This window comes from Providencia sp. PROV269 (assembly GCF_028477785.1).
In the GTDB taxonomy this organism is placed as follows: domain Bacteria; phylum Pseudomonadota; class Gammaproteobacteria; order Enterobacterales; family Enterobacteriaceae; genus Providencia; species Providencia rettgeri.
Map to the genome: position 1 here is coordinate 1 of NZ_JAMPLV010000011.1, position 21,539 is coordinate 21,539.

At 36.5% G+C, this 21,539-nt stretch carries 19 protein-coding genes; 1 reads left to right on the forward strand and 18 read right to left on the reverse strand.

The annotated features are described in order from the left end of the window. The 18 genes from PR683_RS14180 to PR683_RS14265 form a co-directional block, all read right to left on the reverse strand. Positions 1–1,451: hypothetical protein (locus tag PR683_RS14180; RefSeq protein WP_272581824.1), on the reverse strand; the 1,451-nt coding region annotated here is incomplete at its 3' end. A gap of 77 nt (positions 1,452–1,528) precedes the next feature. Next, positions 1,529–2,767 (reverse strand): hypothetical protein, encoded by a 1,239-nt coding sequence (locus PR683_RS14185; protein WP_272517693.1) that lies wholly within the window; start codon positions 2,765–2,767, stop codon positions 1,529–1,531. 3 nt (positions 2,768–2,770) lie between these two features. After that, complete coding sequence (locus PR683_RS14190; RefSeq protein ID WP_272581825.1) at positions 2,771–4,105, reverse strand: type III secretion target, IpaC/SipC family protein; 1,335 nt, start codon at positions 4,103–4,105, stop codon at positions 2,771–2,773. Between the two features lie 20 nt (positions 4,106–4,125). Next, complete coding sequence (sctE, locus tag PR683_RS14195) at positions 4,126–6,039, reverse strand: type III secretion system translocon subunit SctE (protein ID WP_164528255.1); 1,914 nt, start codon at positions 6,037–6,039, stop codon at positions 4,126–4,128. Between the two features lie 10 nt (positions 6,040–6,049). Beyond that, entirely contained in the window at positions 6,050–6,571 is a 522-nt protein-coding gene (gene sicA, locus PR683_RS14200) for a type III secretion system translocator chaperone SicA (RefSeq protein WP_272517691.1), read from the reverse strand. A 156-nt stretch (positions 6,572–6,727) separates the two neighbouring features. Further along, positions 6,728–7,789, reverse strand: a complete 1,062-nt coding sequence (locus PR683_RS14205; RefSeq protein ID WP_272581826.1) for an EscU/YscU/HrcU family type III secretion system export apparatus switch protein — start codon at positions 7,787–7,789, stop codon at positions 6,728–6,730. 21 nt (positions 7,790–7,810) lie between these two features. Next, positions 7,811–8,605, reverse strand: coding sequence for a type III secretion system export apparatus subunit SctT (gene sctT, locus PR683_RS14210; RefSeq protein WP_042851467.1), 795 nt, complete (start codon positions 8,603–8,605; stop codon positions 7,811–7,813). Continuing rightward, positions 8,602–8,874 (reverse strand): type III secretion system export apparatus subunit SctS, encoded by a 273-nt coding sequence (gene sctS, locus PR683_RS14215; protein ID WP_004266181.1) that lies wholly within the window; start codon positions 8,872–8,874, stop codon positions 8,602–8,604. Before sctS ends, sctT begins: the two co-directional genes overlap by 4 nt. A 13-nt stretch (positions 8,875–8,887) precedes the next feature. Then, positions 8,888–9,544, reverse strand: a complete 657-nt coding sequence (locus PR683_RS14220; protein ID WP_272513474.1) for an EscR/YscR/HrcR family type III secretion system export apparatus protein — start codon at positions 9,542–9,544, stop codon at positions 8,888–8,890. A 10-nt stretch (positions 9,545–9,554) separates the two neighbouring features. Further along, complete coding sequence (locus tag PR683_RS14225; protein ID WP_110731495.1) at positions 9,555–10,487, reverse strand: FliM/FliN family flagellar motor switch protein; 933 nt, start codon at positions 10,485–10,487, stop codon at positions 9,555–9,557. 2 nt (positions 10,488–10,489) lie between these two features. Beyond that, positions 10,490–12,193, reverse strand: a complete 1,704-nt coding sequence (locus PR683_RS14230; protein ID WP_210782958.1) for a SpaN/EivJ family type III secretion system needle length determinant — start codon at positions 12,191–12,193, stop codon at positions 10,490–10,492. Then, positions 12,165–12,620, reverse strand: coding sequence for a hypothetical protein (locus PR683_RS14235; RefSeq protein WP_004266186.1), 456 nt, complete (start codon positions 12,618–12,620; stop codon positions 12,165–12,167). The genes PR683_RS14230 and PR683_RS14235 overlap by 29 nt, the downstream gene beginning before the upstream one ends. Continuing rightward, a complete protein-coding gene (sctN, locus tag PR683_RS14240) occupies positions 12,620–13,912 on the reverse strand; it encodes a type III secretion system ATPase SctN (protein ID WP_109912323.1) in 1,293 nt (430 codons plus the stop codon). The genes PR683_RS14235 and sctN overlap by 1 nt, the downstream gene beginning before the upstream one ends. A 6-nt stretch (positions 13,913–13,918) precedes the next feature. Then, the gene (locus tag PR683_RS14245; protein ID WP_004266188.1) at positions 13,919–14,323 is read right to left on the reverse strand and encodes a type III secretion system protein; all 405 of its coding nucleotides are present in this window, start codon (positions 14,321–14,323) and stop codon (positions 13,919–13,921) included. 95 nt (positions 14,324–14,418) lie between these two features. Next, positions 14,419–16,485, reverse strand: coding sequence for an EscV/YscV/HrcV family type III secretion system export apparatus protein (locus PR683_RS14250; protein ID WP_123382660.1), 2,067 nt, complete (start codon positions 16,483–16,485; stop codon positions 14,419–14,421). A 20-nt stretch (positions 16,486–16,505) separates the two neighbouring features. Continuing rightward, positions 16,506–17,606: a type III secretion system gatekeeper subunit SctW gene (sctW, locus tag PR683_RS14255; RefSeq protein ID WP_123382661.1), complete on the reverse strand. Its 1,101-nt coding sequence runs from the start codon at positions 17,604–17,606 to the stop codon at positions 16,506–16,508. Further along, the gene (sctC, locus tag PR683_RS14260) at positions 17,597–19,300 is read right to left on the reverse strand and encodes a type III secretion system outer membrane ring subunit SctC (protein WP_196719964.1); all 1,704 of its coding nucleotides are present in this window, start codon (positions 19,298–19,300) and stop codon (positions 17,597–17,599) included. Before sctC ends, sctW begins: the two co-directional genes overlap by 10 nt. After that, positions 19,290–20,069 (reverse strand): helix-turn-helix domain-containing protein, encoded by a 780-nt coding sequence (locus PR683_RS14265; RefSeq protein WP_109912320.1) that lies wholly within the window; start codon positions 20,067–20,069, stop codon positions 19,290–19,292. The genes sctC and PR683_RS14265 overlap by 11 nt, the downstream gene beginning before the upstream one ends. Positions 20,070–20,297: 228 nt before the next feature. Between PR683_RS14265 and PR683_RS14270 the strand changes: the two genes are divergently transcribed. Further along, positions 20,298–21,506 (forward strand): PrgH/EprH family type III secretion apparatus protein, encoded by a 1,209-nt coding sequence (locus PR683_RS14270; RefSeq protein WP_272581827.1) that lies wholly within the window; start codon positions 20,298–20,300, stop codon positions 21,504–21,506. The last annotated feature ends 33 nt before the right edge of the window (positions 21,507–21,539 follow it).

Consider the following 21,539-nt stretch of genomic DNA (forward strand, 5'->3'; position numbering starts at 1 on the left):
CTACGAGTTAACGCCCCATGCTCCGATAATGTGACACTCTTTGCTTCAGGGGCCTTAGTTTGCCAACTCTTCTTCGATTTACCTGTCACTTTGTCAATAATTTCAACGAGTTCGAAGCGCCCCGTTGATGCCATCGATTTAGGAAGAAAAGCGTTAATATCAAAATTAGGCTTAGTTTCAATAGGTTTTGATGGCATGCTACTCGTTTGCGCAGATGGAGCCTGTGCATTATCCAGAACGCTTTGGCGTAATTTATCAGCCGAAGAACGTGCATTTTCGCCTAATACCGCTGGCCGTTCGTTATTGACTTGAGGAATTTCTAACGTGCTTTTAAACCGAGGCATACTGGGCTTATTATCATCCTCTTCGGGGCTATTTTTTTCCACTGATTCAGGTGTGTGACTATCAACAGTTTTATTTTCAAACTGACTCGTTTTGCTCCCTTCGTTATTCATAACCTTTAACTCTTTTGGCATAGAATAATAATTGTTAGTAACGTAATTGTTCACCGTTGATTTAGACGATGCTGGCGCTGAACCATTAGAGGAAATAACAGGGTCCGTACCACCATCCACAGTATCTTCTGGTTTGCTATTTTTCGCAGAACTTGTTGTTACACTATTCTCAGTATTACCATCCACATTTATAGAAACACTTAGCTGCCCCATAATTTCGATTTGTTGTTCCAATGCCGAAAATATATTATGTAGCTGTAAGAGCCTATCAACTGATTTATCAACTTTATGTTTTATCAGCTGGTTTTTCGCTTCCATAATTAACTCTTTTTTTGTTTCCTGAAGAGAAACATCGAATAATTTATCTGTTGGTAATTCTTCGATAGTTTTTTCAGATAAAAAAGGCGCTAATTTTTCTTTAATTGCAGGCTGAACATATTTATCTGCAAAACGTTGAATTAACTCATCAATATTATTTTCGCTCAATATATTGTCAAGGAGTTCTGCTTCAAGGGCTGTTTGCGATGATTTAAGTACCTGCTTAAAGCTTTTATCATTCTCGCTGTTATTTAGTTGCTTAATAAGCTTTGCTGCACAATCTAATACCTTTGAACCCTTAATTTCTTCAGGTGCCAATAATGTCAAAACAATGAGGGCATTTTCAGGCTGATACTGCAACTTTTGCCCTTGAAGATTTCCACCATGTCCCAAACCTAGGGTTTTGGTTATCATTTCCAAACTTATATCTGGATGTTTTTCACTTAATAGTGATTTGATTATATTCGCCTGTAATTTCTGGTTACTCGAATGTAATTCTTCACTTCTACCTGAAATATTATATGTTTTATCAACACCCTGTTCTTTGACAGAGAAATGCGCTTCCTGCCCTACATTATTAACTGAATTTATATTATTTAAAAATGATTTATTGTTTTGATTAGATACAGATAATGAATTTTTTACAATTGGTGTCGTTATATTTTTATTTATAATCATCGCCCCTCCTTATTGATAAATATAGGGTGAAATTAAATATACAATTTTACCCTATAGATAAAGGTTAATTTCTGCTATTACATATTGACGTAACCATTATTATATTGTTGTAAATCTTTATATAATTGAATCAGTAACTGAGTTAACGTTTCAAAATGACTATTATCTTGACGGAACGTTTCTAATAAACGAGATACTGAGCTATTAATGGTATTTTTTTGGCTATCAACTGCTGATTGTAAGCTTTGAAACTCTTGAGACATAATATCACTACCCTCATTCCATTTACCGGAAGAATGATTAATAGCATGGAACATCTCTTTGATCGGTTTTAAATCGGGGTAAATACGTAGCTCACCCTTAATCTCTTTTATTACGAACCCTTGGCCTGTCAATTTTTTTGTCCAGAATTCGTGTTCTTCCTTACTGCCTTTGATCTTCATCAACGGATCAGCTTTGTTGTAATCAGGTTCCCATTTACCGAAATATTCGCCGATCCCGATTCGTGTTTCATTTGATTTAATTTGTTCTTCTATTCTTTTGTTATCGTCTTTTAGCTGCTGCTGCTGTCGCTTTAATTCTGCAATTTCACCCTTTACCTTATCAATCAAGGATTGAAATGAACCAGAAACTCCCTTGTTTGTAACTTCCAATATCTTTAAAAGGTTAGTTCTTTTAGCTAACTCTTCTTCCAGCATACTAAGCCCTATAGCATTCGCGGTTCCATCATATTTTATCTCTATTTTTACCTTTTCTTTCGCACTGGTACCTGCATATTTAGCAACTATTTCATCCATGCTATTTAATATATGCTCTTTGGCAAAATTTATTTTACCGTTATCCCCTGCCTCTATATAACGGGACATCTTACTGGCCAACGTATTCATATCTTGCATATATTGGGTCGAGGCTTTAACTAATTCACCGTATTTTTTCTGATAATCCGTATATATATTTTCAATAACCTCACTTATCCCTGCAATATGAGGTCTACCATCAGCAATCTGTTGTCTGGCTAATAATCCTTTCGCACTGTTGTAGTTATCATTAGTGCTATTAATTTTGTGTGCCAGCATTTTTGCTTTGATGTTTATCGTTGCCAATGAGTCCTTTACCTGCGGTGGTTGAATATTTTGCTCTGGAACTTGATACCCCATTTGCTGAAATGCATCGGCTGCCCTCTCATGGGGGGGAAGTGCATCATTAAAAGTAACCTCCCCCAGAAAGGGGGGAGGTGTTTGTTCAACAGCGATAGGGATTGACGGTAATTGAGTAACATTCAATGAATTATGATAACCCAAGGCTGAGATATTCATTCACTAGCCCCTTACCAGACTTTGCATTGCTTTAAAGCTGACTTCACGAATTTCACGTAAATACTCTAGCATTTGTTTAACAAGGTCTTGGCTTTTATCAATTTGTTTATCTTTATCAGCGGAAACTGACCGTGCAATATCAGCCACTGATTGTTCCATCATTTTGTCTGCTTCTGCCGATTTCACATTGACTTGATTTGATGTCGTTGCTAACTGACCTGCATTATCTGACATTCGAGAGGCCTGCTCAGCCACACCCATTTGTACGCGAGATTTATTCATGATTTGGTCGTGCTTCTCATGCTGTGACATTCCCAAATCTCTTGTACGTATACCGGCTTCTTCAACTCTTTGGCTTGCAAGATTCTTTTGATTTTGTGTAGGTTGACTACTCAACGTCACAGTTGAACCATCTTTCCCCGTTAAATTCAGGGTATTCGGTTTCGCTGCATCGCTACCCACTTTGCCATTTAACCCAGATAACTTACTAGCACCACTGATATTTTGATTTCCTGGCACCAAATTATGTTTAATCGATTGCTGTTGCTGACGCAGCCCTCTAGCTTGGAAAGCACTGCCCGCAGCAGTAATTGCTAGGGAGGTAAAAAAGCCCATCATCGCGCCTTTAAAGGTTTCTTTACCCTCACGAATAGTTGAATCCGCGGAAGCTTGTACCATTTTGGCATTTAATTGCAGGAAATCCGCACTAATACGGCGATCTGAAATATTAATTTCTACCATTACTTTGCGAATAATTTTCGATAGTTCCACCATCAAATCGTTACTAATAATGCCAACAAAAGTATCGTTTTTAACACTATCAATAGACTGTTGCCCTCTATTACCATCATTACTTTCAAGCTGCCCAGAGAATGAATCTTTGAAAAAACTACTGGCAATCAATAATTGAATAGCTTGGGACATCTGCTTTAAATTAGCTTCGTCGGGTAGCTGAGCATCTCCAACCACCTGTTCAATATGGCTTTTTTCTTCTTTTAACACCTTACTGATTGCCTGCTGGATACTTTCGGGTGTTAATGTGCGAAATGCATGAAGATCATCCAAAATGGTTAGCTTATCTGAATCGGATAACGCACTGATATCCGACAACATTTGGCCATCATCAATTGAAAATTGAGGCGTTCTTAAGGATGGCCTATCCACCATTACCTCAGCCCCTGATGCCATTGCATGCACATCATTTAATTGAACGCCTTGCGGGAAATGAGTCACTCCTACTTTTACATTACTGTTAATAGTAGGAGAAACACCGCCAAAACTGGCAGGCTTATGAAATAATACTAGCTTACTTAATTCTGATTGAATATTAAAACTCATTTGATAAATTCCTATATTAACTATGCAAAGCGGGCTGTTTTCAGCATATTGGCTTTCGTTTGGTCTGATTGATTTAACGATGCAAGCATGCCACTAAACATATCTTCGAATTGTTCGTAATTTTTCGACATAGACTTCAATAAATTTTTTAATAACTCATCCAAAGCTTGAATGGTTTCGCTATTAAGCATCATGCCTGCAAGCATTTCTTTCATGTCACGAATTTGTCCAGCAGCATGTAAATTCAGTCCTCCTGTCGTTGCTGTATTAGCAACCGTCAATACCGCTCCGGTTCCCTTCATACCCACTTCAAGACGAGCTGCGGCTACACTTTGTGTTTTAACTGAATTTATTGCTTTATCTGCAGTTTTGGTGATATCTGTAATATTGTCAGCTTGGTCTACTACTTTATCAGCCGCTTTTACAAGGTCTTTCATGTCATCGGCTTTTTGTGCTACCTTCGTGGTGGTTTTTACCGCTTGCTGTAAATCATCAATACCGTCAGCTAATTTGGTAAATTTAGTGAGCGTTACCATATTATCAGCCGATTTCCCTACCTTACCTGCGCCATTCGCAATATTCCCTAAGGCATTCGTTAAACTACTTGGCATCGACTTAATAATACTTTTCAATAAAGCTCCTGCATTTTTAGCAAGCATTTTTACTGCGTTAGTGGCAACTTTGGCGATGTTTTTCACAAAAGATGACATAGAGGCTAATGAGAGAGCTAAGAATGCGATTGCTGCCACAACCATTCCAACAATATTACCAATCTGCTTCGCTTTTTCCTCTGAGACACCAAAATTGATCAGCATATCGGTAACGGCACTAGAGATTTCTGTAGCTAACATCTGCATCAAGCTACTTTGCCCGGTTTCTTCCAGCACGATATCAGCGACAGAGATAACAATACCAACCGCAGCGACCGCAATCGCTAATGGCGCAGCAGCGCCAAAGGTCGCAACCGTCGCAATCACAGACACTGCAAGCATCACATAGCTAAAAATTTTACTGGCACAGGAGGCTGATTTATTGGCTTCATCAGCTTTACGCTGCGCTTCATCTGCCTCTTTGGCTTTTTTATCTGAATCTTTGCGAGAAGCTTCATTGATTTTTGCCATGACTTCTTCTTGCTCTTTCATATTACGAATCGAATCTTCGTTCATCGATTTTTTAAGCTGGCCAGTCAACATAGTTAATAGTGCTAAGGTGCTTTCCCATTTTTCACCATCAATATCAACGCGGCGTGGTGCAGCATCTATAAATTGGTTGAGTTTGCTAGAATCTTCACCTGCGTCTTCCGCATATTTACTCGCTAACTCAAGCAGGTCATCAATTCGGGTGTCCAAACTTGTAATTTTTGTTTTTTCTGTCGTAATTTGCTGCTTAATCTTCGCTTGGTTCCCACCTTGCTGAGACTGGAGGTTTGCTAAACGCGCTTTACTTTCAGCACGCTCTTGTTTTAAAACGTTAACTTCGTTATTAAACGCACTGGCTTGATTCGTATTATTTACAAAAGAGTTTAATAAATCATTTCCTTTTTCTTTCAGTGTATTTGATGCTATGTTCAATAATTGAAGACGATTAGCCAACTCATTAATATTCCCTTCATGTAATAATTGGCGTAATGTCGAAATACTCCCAACAAGGACTGAAGTCGCATTAAATTCCTCTTCCTTTAGCGATAACCTCTCCTCTTTTGCCGCAGCGGCCTTGGACATAATGGACAGCTTAATTTTGGGGGATGGTAACTGTGGCGCATTCTCAATGCGGCTACGCTTCATCTGCTCTGTTGACGTTAATTCCTCACACGCCATTTCCAAAGCCAGAACTGCCTTGATGCTCTCTTCCCCTAATCCAATAGGATTATTGCCTTGTAGAAATGTATGAATATTATTTATTCGTTCATTACTTGAATTGGTAATTTGAACCATATAATTTCCTCTACTCCATATTAGGTTTTTTATTATCTGAATTTGTTTTTTCTAGGTTTTTTTCCAGTGCGGTTAAATAAGCTTGAGATTTATTTTGTAAATCAATATCGGTACTACTTTTTACAACACTTTCAAAACAGTGAATCGCTGCACTACTTTTTTTCATCATTAAATTACATTGCCCTGCATGAAAAAGTGGGCGGTAATCATTTTTAGCCAATACAAATGCTAAGGCATATAATTCTGTTGCTTTCGCATATCGCTTCGTTAATTGATAGACGGCAGCAAGGCCCATGACATAATCTGTATTATAGAAATCATAAATACTTAAAAATCGAAAAAAAGTTTCTGCTTCTTTTAATTTACCTTGTTGATAGAATTCGTATGCATAAGAATAAATACCATCCATCGTACTCTGTGGAATACCGTGTATATCTTTATAAGTGGCACCATCCATTAATGCAGTAGTAATATTGTCAAGTAATTCTTCCATATCAGTTTGTTGAAAATTGTTTGTTTCCGCATTATTCATATATTTACCTTATTGTTGATATGCAATGCATAACACATACTTTATGTTTGCATCATAATTAACCGGCTTGGTTCTTTCTTTAAAAAAACGATTCAAGTAATAAATAAATCATTAATTAATGATTGTTATCTTTTTGTGAGTGTGATTCATCCTCCCCTATTTTTCCAATGCGCTATCAATATCAACTCCCATTTTTACTAATTCGATACGGAATAACCATGATATTATTTGCATAACATCCTCCAATCCTCTTTCATCGATAAAACTGTCATTTTTATATGAACGCCATATTTGCCTTGCTAGGACTATGTCTCTAATAACAGGAATACCTTGTTGTTCCGCGTATTTAACAATTGCTTTTGCTTGCGAACCTTTACTTTTAGAGAATAAAAAGGGTAATGGTGCAATATCCGAGTCATAATAAATAAGTAATGCAATATGCGTTGGGTTTGCCATTACGAATGTTGAATTACGAACGTTTGACTTAACCTCTTCCGACAGTAATTCCTGATGCATCCCTCGGCGTGCACTTTTGATATGAGGGTCACCCTCATTATCTTTATATTCCTTTTTGACCTCTTGCTTTTCCATTTTTAAGTTTTTAATATACAAAAAGAATTCAGCTATTGCGTCAACCAATATAATTATTAGAGCGACAGCAAGAAAAACAACAATAAATGTTATACACAGACTAACCCATTGACTAATCATTCCATTTATCATCGTTCTGTAGAGCATAAAAATATCTTTGCGCCAAACAATAAAAAAGACTAATGTTGATACAATAAAGACAATTAAATACAAAACAGCCTTAATTAATTCCTTCAATGAATTCAATGAAAATATTTTTTTAAACCCTGCAATTGGATTTAATTTTGCAAAGTCGAGTTTAATAGCTTCGCTAGCTAATCTAAAACGACTTTGTAATAAAGAAATTATCGCACCAGATAAAAAACAAGCAAATAACACCGGTAAAACAACGCTTAAAAAGATAGTGAAAAATTGCCAAAGTAATGCATCAATTTTTATCTCCGTTGGATGTAAAAATATTTTACGCATTAACCCACCGAGCTCATATAAACTAGAGAGCCCTTCTATCACAAATGCACTAACTACTAGCACAATTGCAGCAACACTATCTTTACTTTTAAAACTTTGTCCTTTCTTTGCTGAGTCTTTGATTTTTTTATCGGTAGGCTTCTCTGTTTTTTCAGCCATAACTATTTATACTCATAGCAATTAAGAGGAAATAAATACATCTCGTAGTGGTGAAATTGAAATCATATTCACTAATATGTCAGGAACTTCATTATGGAAATAAAGCAGAAATACACAAAATGCGATGATTGATTTTATTGCCAAAGATAACGAAAATGCATTTAGTTGAGGGCAAAAACGGGAATATAACCCTAGAGCGACCTCTGTAATAAATAATGTCACTAATATTGGAGCTGTCAAAACAACACCATTAACAACCATTTTATTTAACCACTCCCCTAAGGGGAGGCTATTAAATGAAGTAAATCCATGAGCAAAGGGTAATAATTGATAACTTTGTGCAAATATATTAGCGAGTTGATACATGCCTCCCTGAGCTAAAAACACCATACAAGTAATATGACTCAATAAAACTGCCAGCTCTGATGCTTCTGAACCACTCGCCGGGTCGACAATACTGCTAATCGTTTCACCACGCTGTGCATCGATTAACTCACCAATAACATTAGCTATCATAAAAGGTAAAGCTAATATCAATGCTAATACGAGCCCAATCGAAATTTCATAAATAAAGACATCAACGAAGTTAATTTCATCCCATTGTATGGCATGAGAAGAAAAAAAAGGCCATAAACCTAACGCAATATACGCCACCACACAGTTTTTAATAATTCCACCATTGAGCAGTTTATTACTTAAAAAAGGAAGTAAAAACATCACTGGTGCAATTCTCAGCCAAGCTAACGCTATTTTTATCAACCCCTCTTGAAAGACAAAATAGAGTGAGGACATCAGCGATAGCATTTCCTGGTTCATCCGAATAGCCCAATAGCAGGGATCGCTGCACTTAAAGTTTCTAATGCAAAATTCATCACTTTATCGGCTAACCAACCTGAGATCATAAAGAGCGAACCAAAAACCGCTAATAGTTTTATGCCAAAAGGTAATGTTTGTTCTTGAAGCTGCGTGACGGTTTGCAGTAACCCTACCAATAACCCCACAGTAGTAGCTACTATCACGGGTATTGCTGATAATAAAACGATTAATAGCATCGTTTTATTACTTAAATAAACGATTTGATCCATAGTATTATTCGCTTTAATGCTGTGCTAATTCAATGTATTGCATTACCAATCCTTTAGAAATCAGCGACCACCCATCGATTGCAACAAATAGAATTAATTTAACTGGGATCGAAATTGTCACTGGGCTCATCATCATCATACCCAGCGCCAATAAAATGCTGGAAATAACCAAATCAACCACAACAAACGGCAAGTAAATATAAAAACCAATTTCAAAAGCCGATTTAATTTCGCTTAATGCATATGCGGGTAACAAAGAAAATAATGTAGCTTCACCCTCATCAGCCGCCACTTCCTCTTCGCTTCGGCCTTGTTGTATTGATTCAAAGAAAGTGACTAACTGCGGGTCTGAATATTTTTTCAAATAAGCTCTGTATCCCCCTAGTCCATTCTCAACAAAATTATCGATTGATTGAGCATTACTAAAATCAACCGGCTCTTGCCGCATATGATTATTCACATCCTGTAATACTGGCATCATCACGAAAATAGAAAGTAGCAACGCGATACCATTTAATACCATAGTAGAAGGAACTTGTTGAACCCCCATCGCATTACGTACCATAATTAATACAATCGAGATTTTTAAATAACAAGTGCCCGCAGCAATAATAAATGGCAATAATGTTGAAAAGGCGATAATTACTAATAATGGAATTCCTTCTGGTATTGTTGGCATATTAAACTCTTTTATCACCTAAACTCACAATATGTGTGATTTCTAACCCTAGCTCATCACTATTGCCAATATAAATAAGTTCCCCTTCGGCTATAAGTTGTTTGTTGGCATAAACTTTAACTTCACGTTCTTTATTTTCACCAATAGAATAAATATAACCAGGCTCCATCTTTGAAAGCTCATCAACAGTAATATCGGTATGGCCTAAAACAAAGGTTAATTTAATATTCATATCTTTTACATTAAAGGGACGTACAGCTTCTTGCACTTCATCTTCTTCAGGAAGTACACATTCACTTTCATCTTTTGGCGCCACTAATTCTTCAATCATAAATAGTCCTTCTTCTTGCTTTTGATATCGTGCTAATGTCTGTCCTGTAACAGACATATTTAACTGTAATTGTTGGATACTCAGCACATCTCGTAATTCTATGGTTTGCAAAAGTTTGGCGCTAATATAGCTATATCCCAATATCCAATCAGCTTGCAATTTCAAATGTCCAACTATCTGATTCGTTTGTTGTTTTTTTTCTAAGCCTTCAATTGGCTCTGCTAATAATACTTCCCCAAGGTGAGTCTCCTTGACGATTAACCAAGGCTGGTAGTTAATACGCATATCATCAACTATCTCGACAGATTCACAACGGAAATCCTGGGAGAAAAATGTAATTCCGATATATTCAGAGGCAAATAATTCGCATAACTGATTGGTTGATAATAAATTCCATGCATAATGAACGAGTTTAGGCCAACGATAATGACACCAACTTTCAACTGCAACTAATGCGTTTATTTTCTGTGTTTCACTCACAAGCGATAATTTGAAATAAGGAATACTGCGGTTAGCTTGCTTTATTTGTGCATTAACTAGGTAACATTGCTGCCAAATTTTAAGTTGTTTTTCTTGAGAACTGATCCGTCGAATCTTCAACATAATTAATCTTCTTCTTGCTGTTGGTCATGCTGCTGTCTGTTTCGCTGCTGCTGGCGTTCATCTTCACGTCGGATCTGCATGCTGCTTTCATGGTTCAATAAATGTTTATTTTCATTCAATGCCAACTGGACGTCTCGGCTCGCTGTCGAAGCAATGAACTCCCCTTTAGATGCCAATTCAAATGTCACTGAGGGGCTACTTTGCCACTGATTAAAGGTATAAGTGAGACTACGCCCCATCGATTTTGGCTGTTTGTCTTCACCTAAAAGTGGATTATTTTCCATGAGTTCTGGCGCTTTATGCACCTCTTGCTTCTGTTGCACAACCTGTAGTGGTACAGACGGTCGCATTGCCTCATTTAATGTTGTTGCCATGATATTGGTAGAAGGATCTATTTCTTCTACAGATGAAATTTGTGAAGATGTCGCCGCCGCTTGCGCTTCATTAGAGAAATGGTGTGTAGGTTTTTCAGATAATGAAATCTGCTTATTATTATCTAAAGCGGTGATCCTCTGTGATGCTGCCGGCAGCATAAAGGGCTCCTTTTCTGCAATAACGAACTCAAGCTGTGCGTCAACATGATGAGCGCTATTATCTTTAATACCTTGCTTAATACCCTGTTGATCATCCACCTGATGGAATACTAACTGCTGCCCCAGAAGGGAAGAATTATTTTTTAATGCCCCATCTTTCAATCGGTTATTTGTTCGAGGGAACATATTTAATGAAGTGGTATCAGATGAACTAATTGGTCGATGATGAATTGGCTTTAATAGCTCTTGACCAATTTCCTGTGGATTTACGGATTTAATTACGGTTTTTTCTGCATGTTCAATATGTGGTTGTTCAGTTTTTATCTGTGGTTTTAACTGTTTTAATGTCAGCCTTAAAGTATTCTTAGACGCTAACTCCGCCAACGAACTTTCTACATTGAGCTGAGTCTTTTCACTTAATTGAAATTTATTTTTTTCGTATTGAACTGAATTATCGCTAACTTTTCCCTTTGCTCGCTGCGGGATATTCTGTAATGGAAAACCAACCATCATAGTGTTATATAATGGAGTCTCATCTTCGTCAGTAATATTCTGTTCAGCTGAAATGTTCGGCGTCATCGGCAAGTTATTATCAACGGTAGGTGTGCTAGTAATGAGATTAGTATCAAAGTTATTATCAGCTACTAGGTTATAAGAAATTTCAACTTGGTCCTCAGTAAGTGAATTACTCTGTAATTTAATATTCGCATTATTATCTACGATTAATGCACCTACATTTTCGGCTTGGTCCATAGTCGTCAAATGAGGCAATGGGTTAATATCTAAATTATTGTGCTCCGTAAATAGATAGTGATTTATTAACGGCTCGGTCTCTTTAATATTTAATTCTTTGTTTTGTTCTGCCGTTTGGTTGCCTTCACCAATATATGCGCTTTCTTTCCAGGTAATCAGTTCTTTCGCTAAGTCGCTAAATTGCGATATTTGTTGCATAGAAGAAAGAGCTACCGGTAGAAAAATAGATATATCCTTTTGTTGATTTTGACTTTTATGATTGAACAACTTCATCATATTTTTGTCACTCACTAGCTTCGCCATTTTTTTTGTTATATTTTGATGGCTAAATTCAGTGGTATTATATGTTGATGACATTGCTTTTCCCTCGATAACTACATGAGGTACTTTGTCATTTGAGCTCGCTTTTATTACTGACATGTACGAATAACTCCTCAATTTCATTTTGTTGCTGAAGTTCTGATTTTAACCTTCTTGCTATACGTTGCTGCTTGAGATAATTTCGGAATTTCTCGCACTTATTGCGTAAAATAAATGCTCGTTTAGCAATTTCAGACTGCAGTATTTTATTTTTTGATATTTCAACGGCTAAGGTTTCTATTTGAAATTCAAATTGAGCAATTTCGGATAGAACCACAGCCTTCAATCGCTGCCGTTCCCAAAATGCGATTCGGCTTAATTCTTCTGATTTTTCATAAGATGTGGTCTGTGTCGCCAGAACTAAAATACGCTGGCGAATATCCATACATTGTTGTTGCTGTTGCTTTATTATTGAATTTAATTGCGATTGTTCTTGTAATGTCCGGTCAAAACGTCGCTCAGTTAAAGCCAATAAATTAGAAATCATTAAGACGCCAATTCATTGAGAATGTTTAACATATTGTCGAAATTCATTGGCTCATCCATGGCTTGTTTTAAGAAACCTTCAATTTGCTCTTTTTTATCTAAAGCGCGGTCATTTTCATGGCTTTCTCCACGTTGATATTCACCTAACTCAAGGTAAAGCTGAATTTGCTCAAGCCTTGAGATCATGTCACGCAAATCAATTGCACACCGACGATGTTCCGGTGTAGTCACTTTTTGGAATACGCGGCTAATACTGTGTAAGATATCAATCGCTGGATAATGTCCACGTCCGGCTAATTTGTGACTCAAGTAAATATGGCCGTCCAGAATTGAGCGAATTTCATCACCAATCGGGTCAGCTTCTTCTTCACTTTCTAATAACACCGTATAAAAAGCGGTAATCGAGCCATGTTTTAGTTGCCCTGGGCGTTCCAACAACATAGGAAGCTGTTCAAAAACAGAAGCAGGATAACCACGCCTAGCAGGTAGTTCTCCGGTAGCCAAAGCCACGTCTCGCAACGCACGCGCATATCGAGTCATAGAATCAACGTACAGCAATACATTACGACCACAGTCACGAAAATATTCAGCAATCGTAGTCGCAAGTAACGCGGCATTACATCGCTCAATTGGTGGGCTATCTGAAGTCGCATAAATTAAAATGGTCTGTGCTGCATGAGGTGACTCTTTTAATTCTTCAATAAATTCAATAACCTCTCGACCTCGCTCACCAATTAAAGCAACGACATGAATATCCGCATGAGCATGGTTGATGATCATGTTCATTAATGAAGTTTTACCGCTACCTGCAGCGGCGAAAATACCAATTCGCTGACCTAAGCCACATGTCAGTAAGCTATCAATGGCACGCACCCCTGTTACCATCGGTTCAGCAACAGGCCGCCTTTGTGTAACACTCACTGGAGGGCTATCAATGCGCAGTAATTTCGTATTGAGTAACATTGGCTCAGAAAAGTTTTCACTCAACGTACCAACTTGTTCACCTGCCGCATTAAAAATTTTACCTGCTAAATGTTCACCCACTTCAAATACAAACGGATAACCGCTCGGGCGAATAACCACTTCTCGTGTTAAACCTTGAGCACGACCGATTAGACTCAGTACCGTGAGCCCTTCTTTAAAACCAACAACCTGTGCTTTGGCAATAACATTTGGCTGCGCAAGAGAATGCTCAATAAAACAAATCTCACCAATAAATACGCCTTGTAGTGGGGCTTCAATTAGGCACCCATGAATGCGCGCAGGATGCGCGCAGAGATCAAATAACTTCATAATAGATTAAGAAATTAGGCTGTTAAGTTCATTTGCACGCTCAAAGAATTCTTCAAAACTATCTGCAAATAATTGAATATTATTTAAAGCTGATTCTTTTAAAACGGCAGAAAGGACATATGCATCATCCACAATATTCAATGCCGGTTGGCCTGGATAAAAATTATTTGGCGGGTATTCTAATAATGATTTTAATAAGGAAGCACTAACCGCATCTAAATGGCTATAGTTACAATTATCTAAACTACACCAAATGATAATATCGTCTGTAGATAGGTCAATATTAATTTCAGCAAAACCATGCATTTCAAACTGAATATTAGAATGACAATCTAATTGAGAGTTAACTAGATCACTACGTCCCATAGAATTTAAATATTCATTTAGCATTTCTATAAATCTATATTTCATTGGTATTCCTTATATTTTAGGATATTTTAATTATTCAATACTGATAGTTATATTGAATTCGGTTGCTTTATTTGTTAATAAAGCCGATTTTTTGATTATATGGTTTTGACCACATTGACTTTGACCATTTCAGAAACTTCATTAAAAGAAAGTACTTCTAACTCAGGAAAACGGCCTTCTAAGATTTTTTTGACAAAACGACGAATATCAACAGGCACTAAAATGTTCACATCCCTAACTGATAAATAACTATTTTCTAAAGCAAACTCTGCTGCCTGTATCAACTCATTAGTTTTTTCTGGCTCAAGATGTAAGTATACTCCACCGGAAGCCTGCCTAATCCCTTGACGTATAGTGTCTTCTAGCTCTGAGTTAATCATGAGAACATTCAAACGCCCATCTACAGAAAAACGAGATGAAATGTAGCGTGCCATTGCACTTCTTACGTGCTCGACTAACATTAAGCTATCTTTTTCTTTTGGCACCCACTGCACTAAGGTTTCTATAATCAATTTCATATTACGAACTGATATTTTTTCCATTAATAAGCGTTGAAAAACTTCGGTTACTTTTTGTACTGTGGCATGGCGATAGCACTCTTTCAGTAATTCTGGGTATTTTCTTTCAAGATCATCAAGTAAGTTTTTCGTTTCTTGAATACCGAAAAATTCATTAATAAATCTCAACAACAAACTACTTACACAATCAATGGCTTCTGTCACATCGTCTCGAGCCATTAGACCCAGCTGCTCAATGTTGGGTAGGTCTTTTTGTTCAAACCAAGTACTCACCGAACCATATTCATCCGTAAACTTAGTCAATGACATACCAAGGTATTCAGGTTCGTCATTGATAGTCAGTAAACGATACCCATGGAAATAGATATCATATTCTCCTGCTTTAATTTCATTAATGAGTATCACCATTTTATTTTCAGGTATAATAGGTGAATAGTTAACGGCAATATCAGGAATCCTATACCCATAACGAATAAAAATATCCTTTTTCATTCTGGATAAAAATTTATTATCTTCTAAATGTTTTTTATATTTTTGATTAACAGAAATGATAATCGGTAATGTTTCCGGGATATATTCATCTTCAACATCACTATTTTCTCTTTGAGTTTCACCTTCCGTCACATCTGAATTAATAATTTCAGCTTCACTATTCGCTGTTTTTTGCTTATTTTTTTGTTTTTTTAAATACCTGAAAGTAAATAACCCAATAAGAACCCCGGATAATAGTAAAAATATCATAGTTGGAAAACCAGGCAAAAAACCCATAGAGAGTACAATAAATGCCGTAATTAATATCGTAAAGTCATTTGCAAATAACTCTGAAACAATATTTTCACCTAAGTTCTTATCATTACCACCTACTCGAGTCACAATAAAACCAGCACTGATAGAAATGAGTAGTGCAGGGATTTGAGCGACTAAACCATCACCGATAGTTAATAAGGAAAAAGTATTTAGTGCAGTTGAAACATCCATACCCTGCTGAGCTGTACCAACAGATATCCCTCCAATTAAGTTAACAAAAATGATGATAATGCCCGCGATCGCATCCCCTTTAATGAATTTCATCGCACCATCGAAAGAACCAAACAATTGGCTCTCTTTTTCAAGGTCGCCACGCTTCTCTTTAACTGTCGCCTCATCAATCACACCAGCCCGTAAATCCGCATCAATACTCATTTGTTTACCTGGCATTGCATCGAGAGAGAAACGGGCTGCCACTTCAGCAATACGTTCAGAACCTTTCGTAATAACAATGAACTGTACAATGGTGACAATGGCAAATACCACCATTCCAACCACTAAATTGTCTTGAATAACAAATTCACCAAAAGTAGCAATAATATCCCCAGCATCTGCTTCTAGTAAAATTAAGCGGCTGGTACTAATTGATAAAGCTAATCGAAATAATGTACTTATTAATAAAATAGAAGGAAATGATTGAAAGTTTAATACCCGAGTTATATAAAAAGAGCTCATAAAAATGAGTACAGATATCATAATATTTAAGCCAATTAATAAATCGACTAATATAGTTGGCAATGGAATGATCAACATCGCAATAACCATTACCATGATAACTAATACCATCAATTCTGGACGATTACGGATTTGTAATAAAAATCCGGTGATACTTTTCATGGGATAATTTTCCTATCGCACTATGGCTTTCGGTGTAATATTCTCTCTTGCACCATAATTTGGTCCATGAGTTCTTTTAATTTTTCAATAAGTTGGTCTCTTGCTTCCGTTGACTGAAAGACAGTGATAGGAATAACTGCAAAAGCCAGTAATAATAGTTGTAAAAACCTGCCACACATATCCGAAGTCATGGCTTTCAGTTTTTCAGAAATAAAATCGATAACCACTGTTTCAAAATCAACCTGACTACGAATGCCACGGGTAAATAATTGACTGAGCTCTTTTTCAATTTTTGATTTGTTTGATTTTTCATTGATCCGAAAAAAACCAGATTGAAAGAATTGCTGGCAGAATACATAATCTAAAGATTGCAGTTCTCGTAACCGACCAACACGATTAAAAAAACTTCCAAACTCACTAATATTTAAGTCACCTAATGGTAACGCTTGCAAATCACAAGCTAGTGCTCGCCCAAGATAACGCATCATATTTTCGCGCTCTTGAATTTCCATTTCTTCAACCCATTGTTCATATAAATAAACAACAGGCCCGTCATAAGTGATAAACTCACGGTACACCGAACGTAAATTCCCAGCACTAAAATGTAATTTTTCAGCAAATGCTTTTGCGATTAATGCAACGTTAATTCCTGCTTGTGTATGACGCTTAGTATCTTCTGCTTGCAATAATTGTTCTAAAGCTTCAATATTTTCAATTTGTTCTTTTTTTAATTTTTTACGATTAATTAATGCAGCAAGTACCATTAGTAAATCACTAGGATCAGTAAAAAACTGCAATAAAAATGCCCGTAATTGCTTTGGTGTCATCAGTTGCTTATTAAGCAGGCCTTCTATATGCAATACTTTGTCATCTGCATCTTTATCCAAAATGCGTTCGGCAAATTGCATCCATTCTTCTTCGCTGCCCTTCTTAGAACTTCCTCGGCGTACATGGCTTGCCGCTAACATCGACATCGATGCATATTCACTAGAGCTATCAATGACACCAGCACCACGTGCTACTTCATCGGAGTCATCACTACTGCTACTCACAGGTGCACGACTTTTGTTTTGAGTATTAACTGAAAAACGGTTATTAAAACTCAGTGGTGTTATTGCCATGACTCACTCATGTATTGTTGAAGAAATTGGACCGTACCGTGCAACTGGCTATCATGGGTGGTGATCCGCGTCTTTTCAGAAAATTGTCGCCCATCCCATCCTTCATTTTCATCCAATAAACGCGGCTGGATTAAAAATAAACGAACCATCTTCTGTTGATTAGTCGATGAATGACTAAATAACCCTCCCACATAAGGAAGATCGCCTAAAAAAGGAATTTTGCTTTCATTTTCAACATATTGCTCACGTGTATAGCCACCGATAAGCAAACTACTGTCTTTTGCAATACGCGCAACTGTGTTAATACTGGTTCTGTTAACGGCAGGTAACCCTTCTACACTGGAGGTTTTCCCTGTGCTATCGCGGTTTTCAGCACCATCTTCAATATTGACTTCCATTTCTACGTTATTACCCACGGAAATACGCGGCATTACACTCACCATGGTCCCATATGTGACCTGCTCAAGAGTCGCAATACGCTCCCCTTGTAATTTGGCGTAAAAACTGGTGTTGTTATCAAATAAAGCAGGAATGTTTTCTTGGGTTAATAACACGGGGCGAGAAACAATGTGCCCGTTACCCGTTTTACTTAATGCATCAATCTGCAATAAAAATTGTTGGCTGTTTGATAGCGTGCTTCGGTTAAATGAGATCGATCCAGTACCTGTACTAAAAGTACCAATTTCCCAGTTCACGCCAAGATTATCGAGCTCTGAGCGAGTAATATCTATAATCCACAAAGATAACTCTACCTGCCGGCGGCGCATATCTAATGTATTAACTAATTGGCGAACATAACGAATTTGCTCTTGGCTACCTTTAACGATCAAGCTATTGCTATCAGGGTGTGCTACCAAAGAAAAAGCGCTGTTAGACGGTTTTTTTGTTACCATCATCGGCTTATTCCCTGAAGATGGTGAGTCACCAATTGGTGTATCCATTAATTCGTCTATCGAATCTCCTGTTGGATTAATCGGTGTTGGTGGTGGTTGAATATGTAATATTTCATCTGGTGAAGCTCCCTGTTTAAACAAAGAATTAATGACTGTTAATAAACCAGGGATCGTAATATTTTGGCCACGTAATGAATAACTTCTATCCGTTACCGATGCGTGTTTTAATGGAATAATAGCCACTTCACCGCTAGATAACTCCTCTTTCCTAATCTGTTCTGCAAGATATAAAGATGCGGCTTTAATTAGTTCAATATACAGTGGCGGACCCGAAACAAATAATAACCGTTCACCTTCTTGTGAACGTACAGGAAACCGCGAGTCATAAATTCCATTTCGTTGAATATAATTAAGCAACTGGTTACTACTGACATTATTTGTTGGAATAATTGCGCTACGCATTTCACTATTATCATAAATATAAATACTCGCACCATCGTCATACCACACTAATGCAATTCGCCGAGTTAGTACTTTGAACATTTCATCTGCATTAGCTAAATTAAAATTACCAGTCACTTTTTTTTGAGCTGCTAATTTGCTGAGAATAATTGGCTTATTTAAACGTTCAGCAACGGCATCGAATACCTTACCTACTGCAATATTATTTGCGACAAAGGTATCGTGGTTTTTTGACTGTGTAACTGGTTCTGCCACAATAATTTCAGCTTGGGCCGAATAGAAACTCATACTCAGTAAAAACAGTGTTAAGCCTAACACTCGATTTTTTTTACTGCTCATATAATGTTGCTCCAATATGCCTAATTTCTGATGGTGTTAGGCCTAACTCTTTTTTAATATCATTAGTAAAATGAGATGCTGAACAATAACCCGCTTCAAGCCCTACATCTAATATTGAATCATCACTTTCAATTAGCTGTAGAATTGCATTAGCCATACGAACACTCATAATTTTCCGCTTTGCCGTTTTATTAAAGTTTTCTCGATAAAGCTGTCTAAAATAAGAAGCTGATATACCATAACGTGCACATAACTGATTAATATTGGCGTTTTTATTCTCTTGAGCTGAAGAGAGAATAAATCGCATCATTCCATAGGCTTCGTACCGCCTGAGTATTTCACACCAGCTATCAAATACAGGATGATTTCTAATAATTAAATCAATCACTACATTTTTTATTGATACCATTAATGAAAAGTCTTCAATTAATTCGATATATTCATTATTGTTATTTTCATCAGCTTCCAGCTTTTTCTTTTTCGCAAGAAATGCTTGCCCCATTGCGGTATCAATAACTGCTAAAATTTCGACTAATTCTGATAAATCCATTGAGTATAACTTCCAATTTGACTTATCTAGTGCATTCCATTCATTTTCTTGGCAAATAAATATAGCCTGACGTTCTATCAAAATATTTAAATTTGAATATATAGATTTATAAATAAAAGGCGTTGTGACTCTTTTCGGTATAGCCAAGACCAATTTGTCTTGTAATGAAAAATCACAGCCTCTACTTTCTAATAATGTTGCAATATCTTTATTTGACATTATATATAGGCCTTATCCACGTAATGTTGTGTACACAGAGTGAGCGATAAGAAAAAAAGCCTCAAGGGAATACTCAGGAATCATTCATACTTTCTATTACAAGCTAAAGGTGTGAATGAATAAGATCAATTCAACTGACAATAAAAACATTTATTGATTTACTTGCCACCAATAACGAGAACCAGCCAATCCATAATAAAATGAATTTAATTCCATGAGATTATCTTTATGAGTGATACAAATAGCCGCACATGTATAGTAAAAATTGCTAGCGGCCCAATGAGCGGCCAAGAATTAATGGTTAATACAGATAGCAATCTGATTATCATTGATAACGGCTTAGATTATAAAACTGACATCAATGATGATGGTTTCACAACCTACTCCATTCCAAGCGATGGCACTGCCTGCGAATTTTCAATTATTACTGCAAGTCAACACTCTGAAAGTGGTCTAGCCATTCAACTAAATGATAATGGATTAAGTACCGAGATCCCTATTGTTTTTCAGCAGCTGCTTTTAGCGGATATTTTTCCTATTGTGATCAAAATGCAGGATACCGAGTGGCAAAGCCCTCAAATACCTGAAACCTTACAGACTTCAGAGGCTGAAAATCCATTACCTATCGTTAAAACTAAAGTAAAAAAACCAGCTAAGCAAAAATCAAGCCTTTTTAATAAACAAACTATGTTGGTCTTTTTCTTGACTCTATTTTCAATATTTGTTGTTTACACTATATTTCAATATATTCCAGCACAAAGCACCGAGAAAAAAGTAAAAGCATTAGAACAAATACTTCAAGGTAGTCAGTCTCCCATTATCGTAACCCAAGGTACTAGTAATGAAAGCCTTATCCTAGTAAAAACACAGCGAGATTCTGATTGGAGCATGCAGCGCCTGGTTAAAGCTAAATACAATGAAAAATTCTCAATTAAAATAGTAAATAAGCTTGAGCAAGAAATTGAAAATAAACTTATTGAAATAGTACCAGACACATTAAAAGTAGAGCTTACCAATCCATGCAACCCAATAATCGTGACTATAGATAACAACAATTTAATTAATAAAGAAAAAAATATTGATAAGTTACTTTCTAGCTATTTTAGTTGCTATATAAAAAGTGAAATAAAAAAAATCAGCTTTGGTGAATTATTACAAAAAGCAGAACTGGGATTAACAGAAAGTAATGTTCAATGGCGTAAAATAACTAAAGAAAATAAAGTTATTTTTATCATAAAAGACAGTTTAAATGACAATCAAACTGCTTCTTTAATTAACTTCACAAATTCATTTTATAAGCAATGGGGAGATAATCATATTCAATTCTCAATCTCTCTTGCCAATAATGAGCTTGTAGGCAAATCATTTGTCACCAATGCTAACGGTTATATTTTATTAGGAAATAACCATTGGTTTTTTAATTCAATCAGTTTTTAACTTAACAAATCATTATTTAATATAACTTCAAAA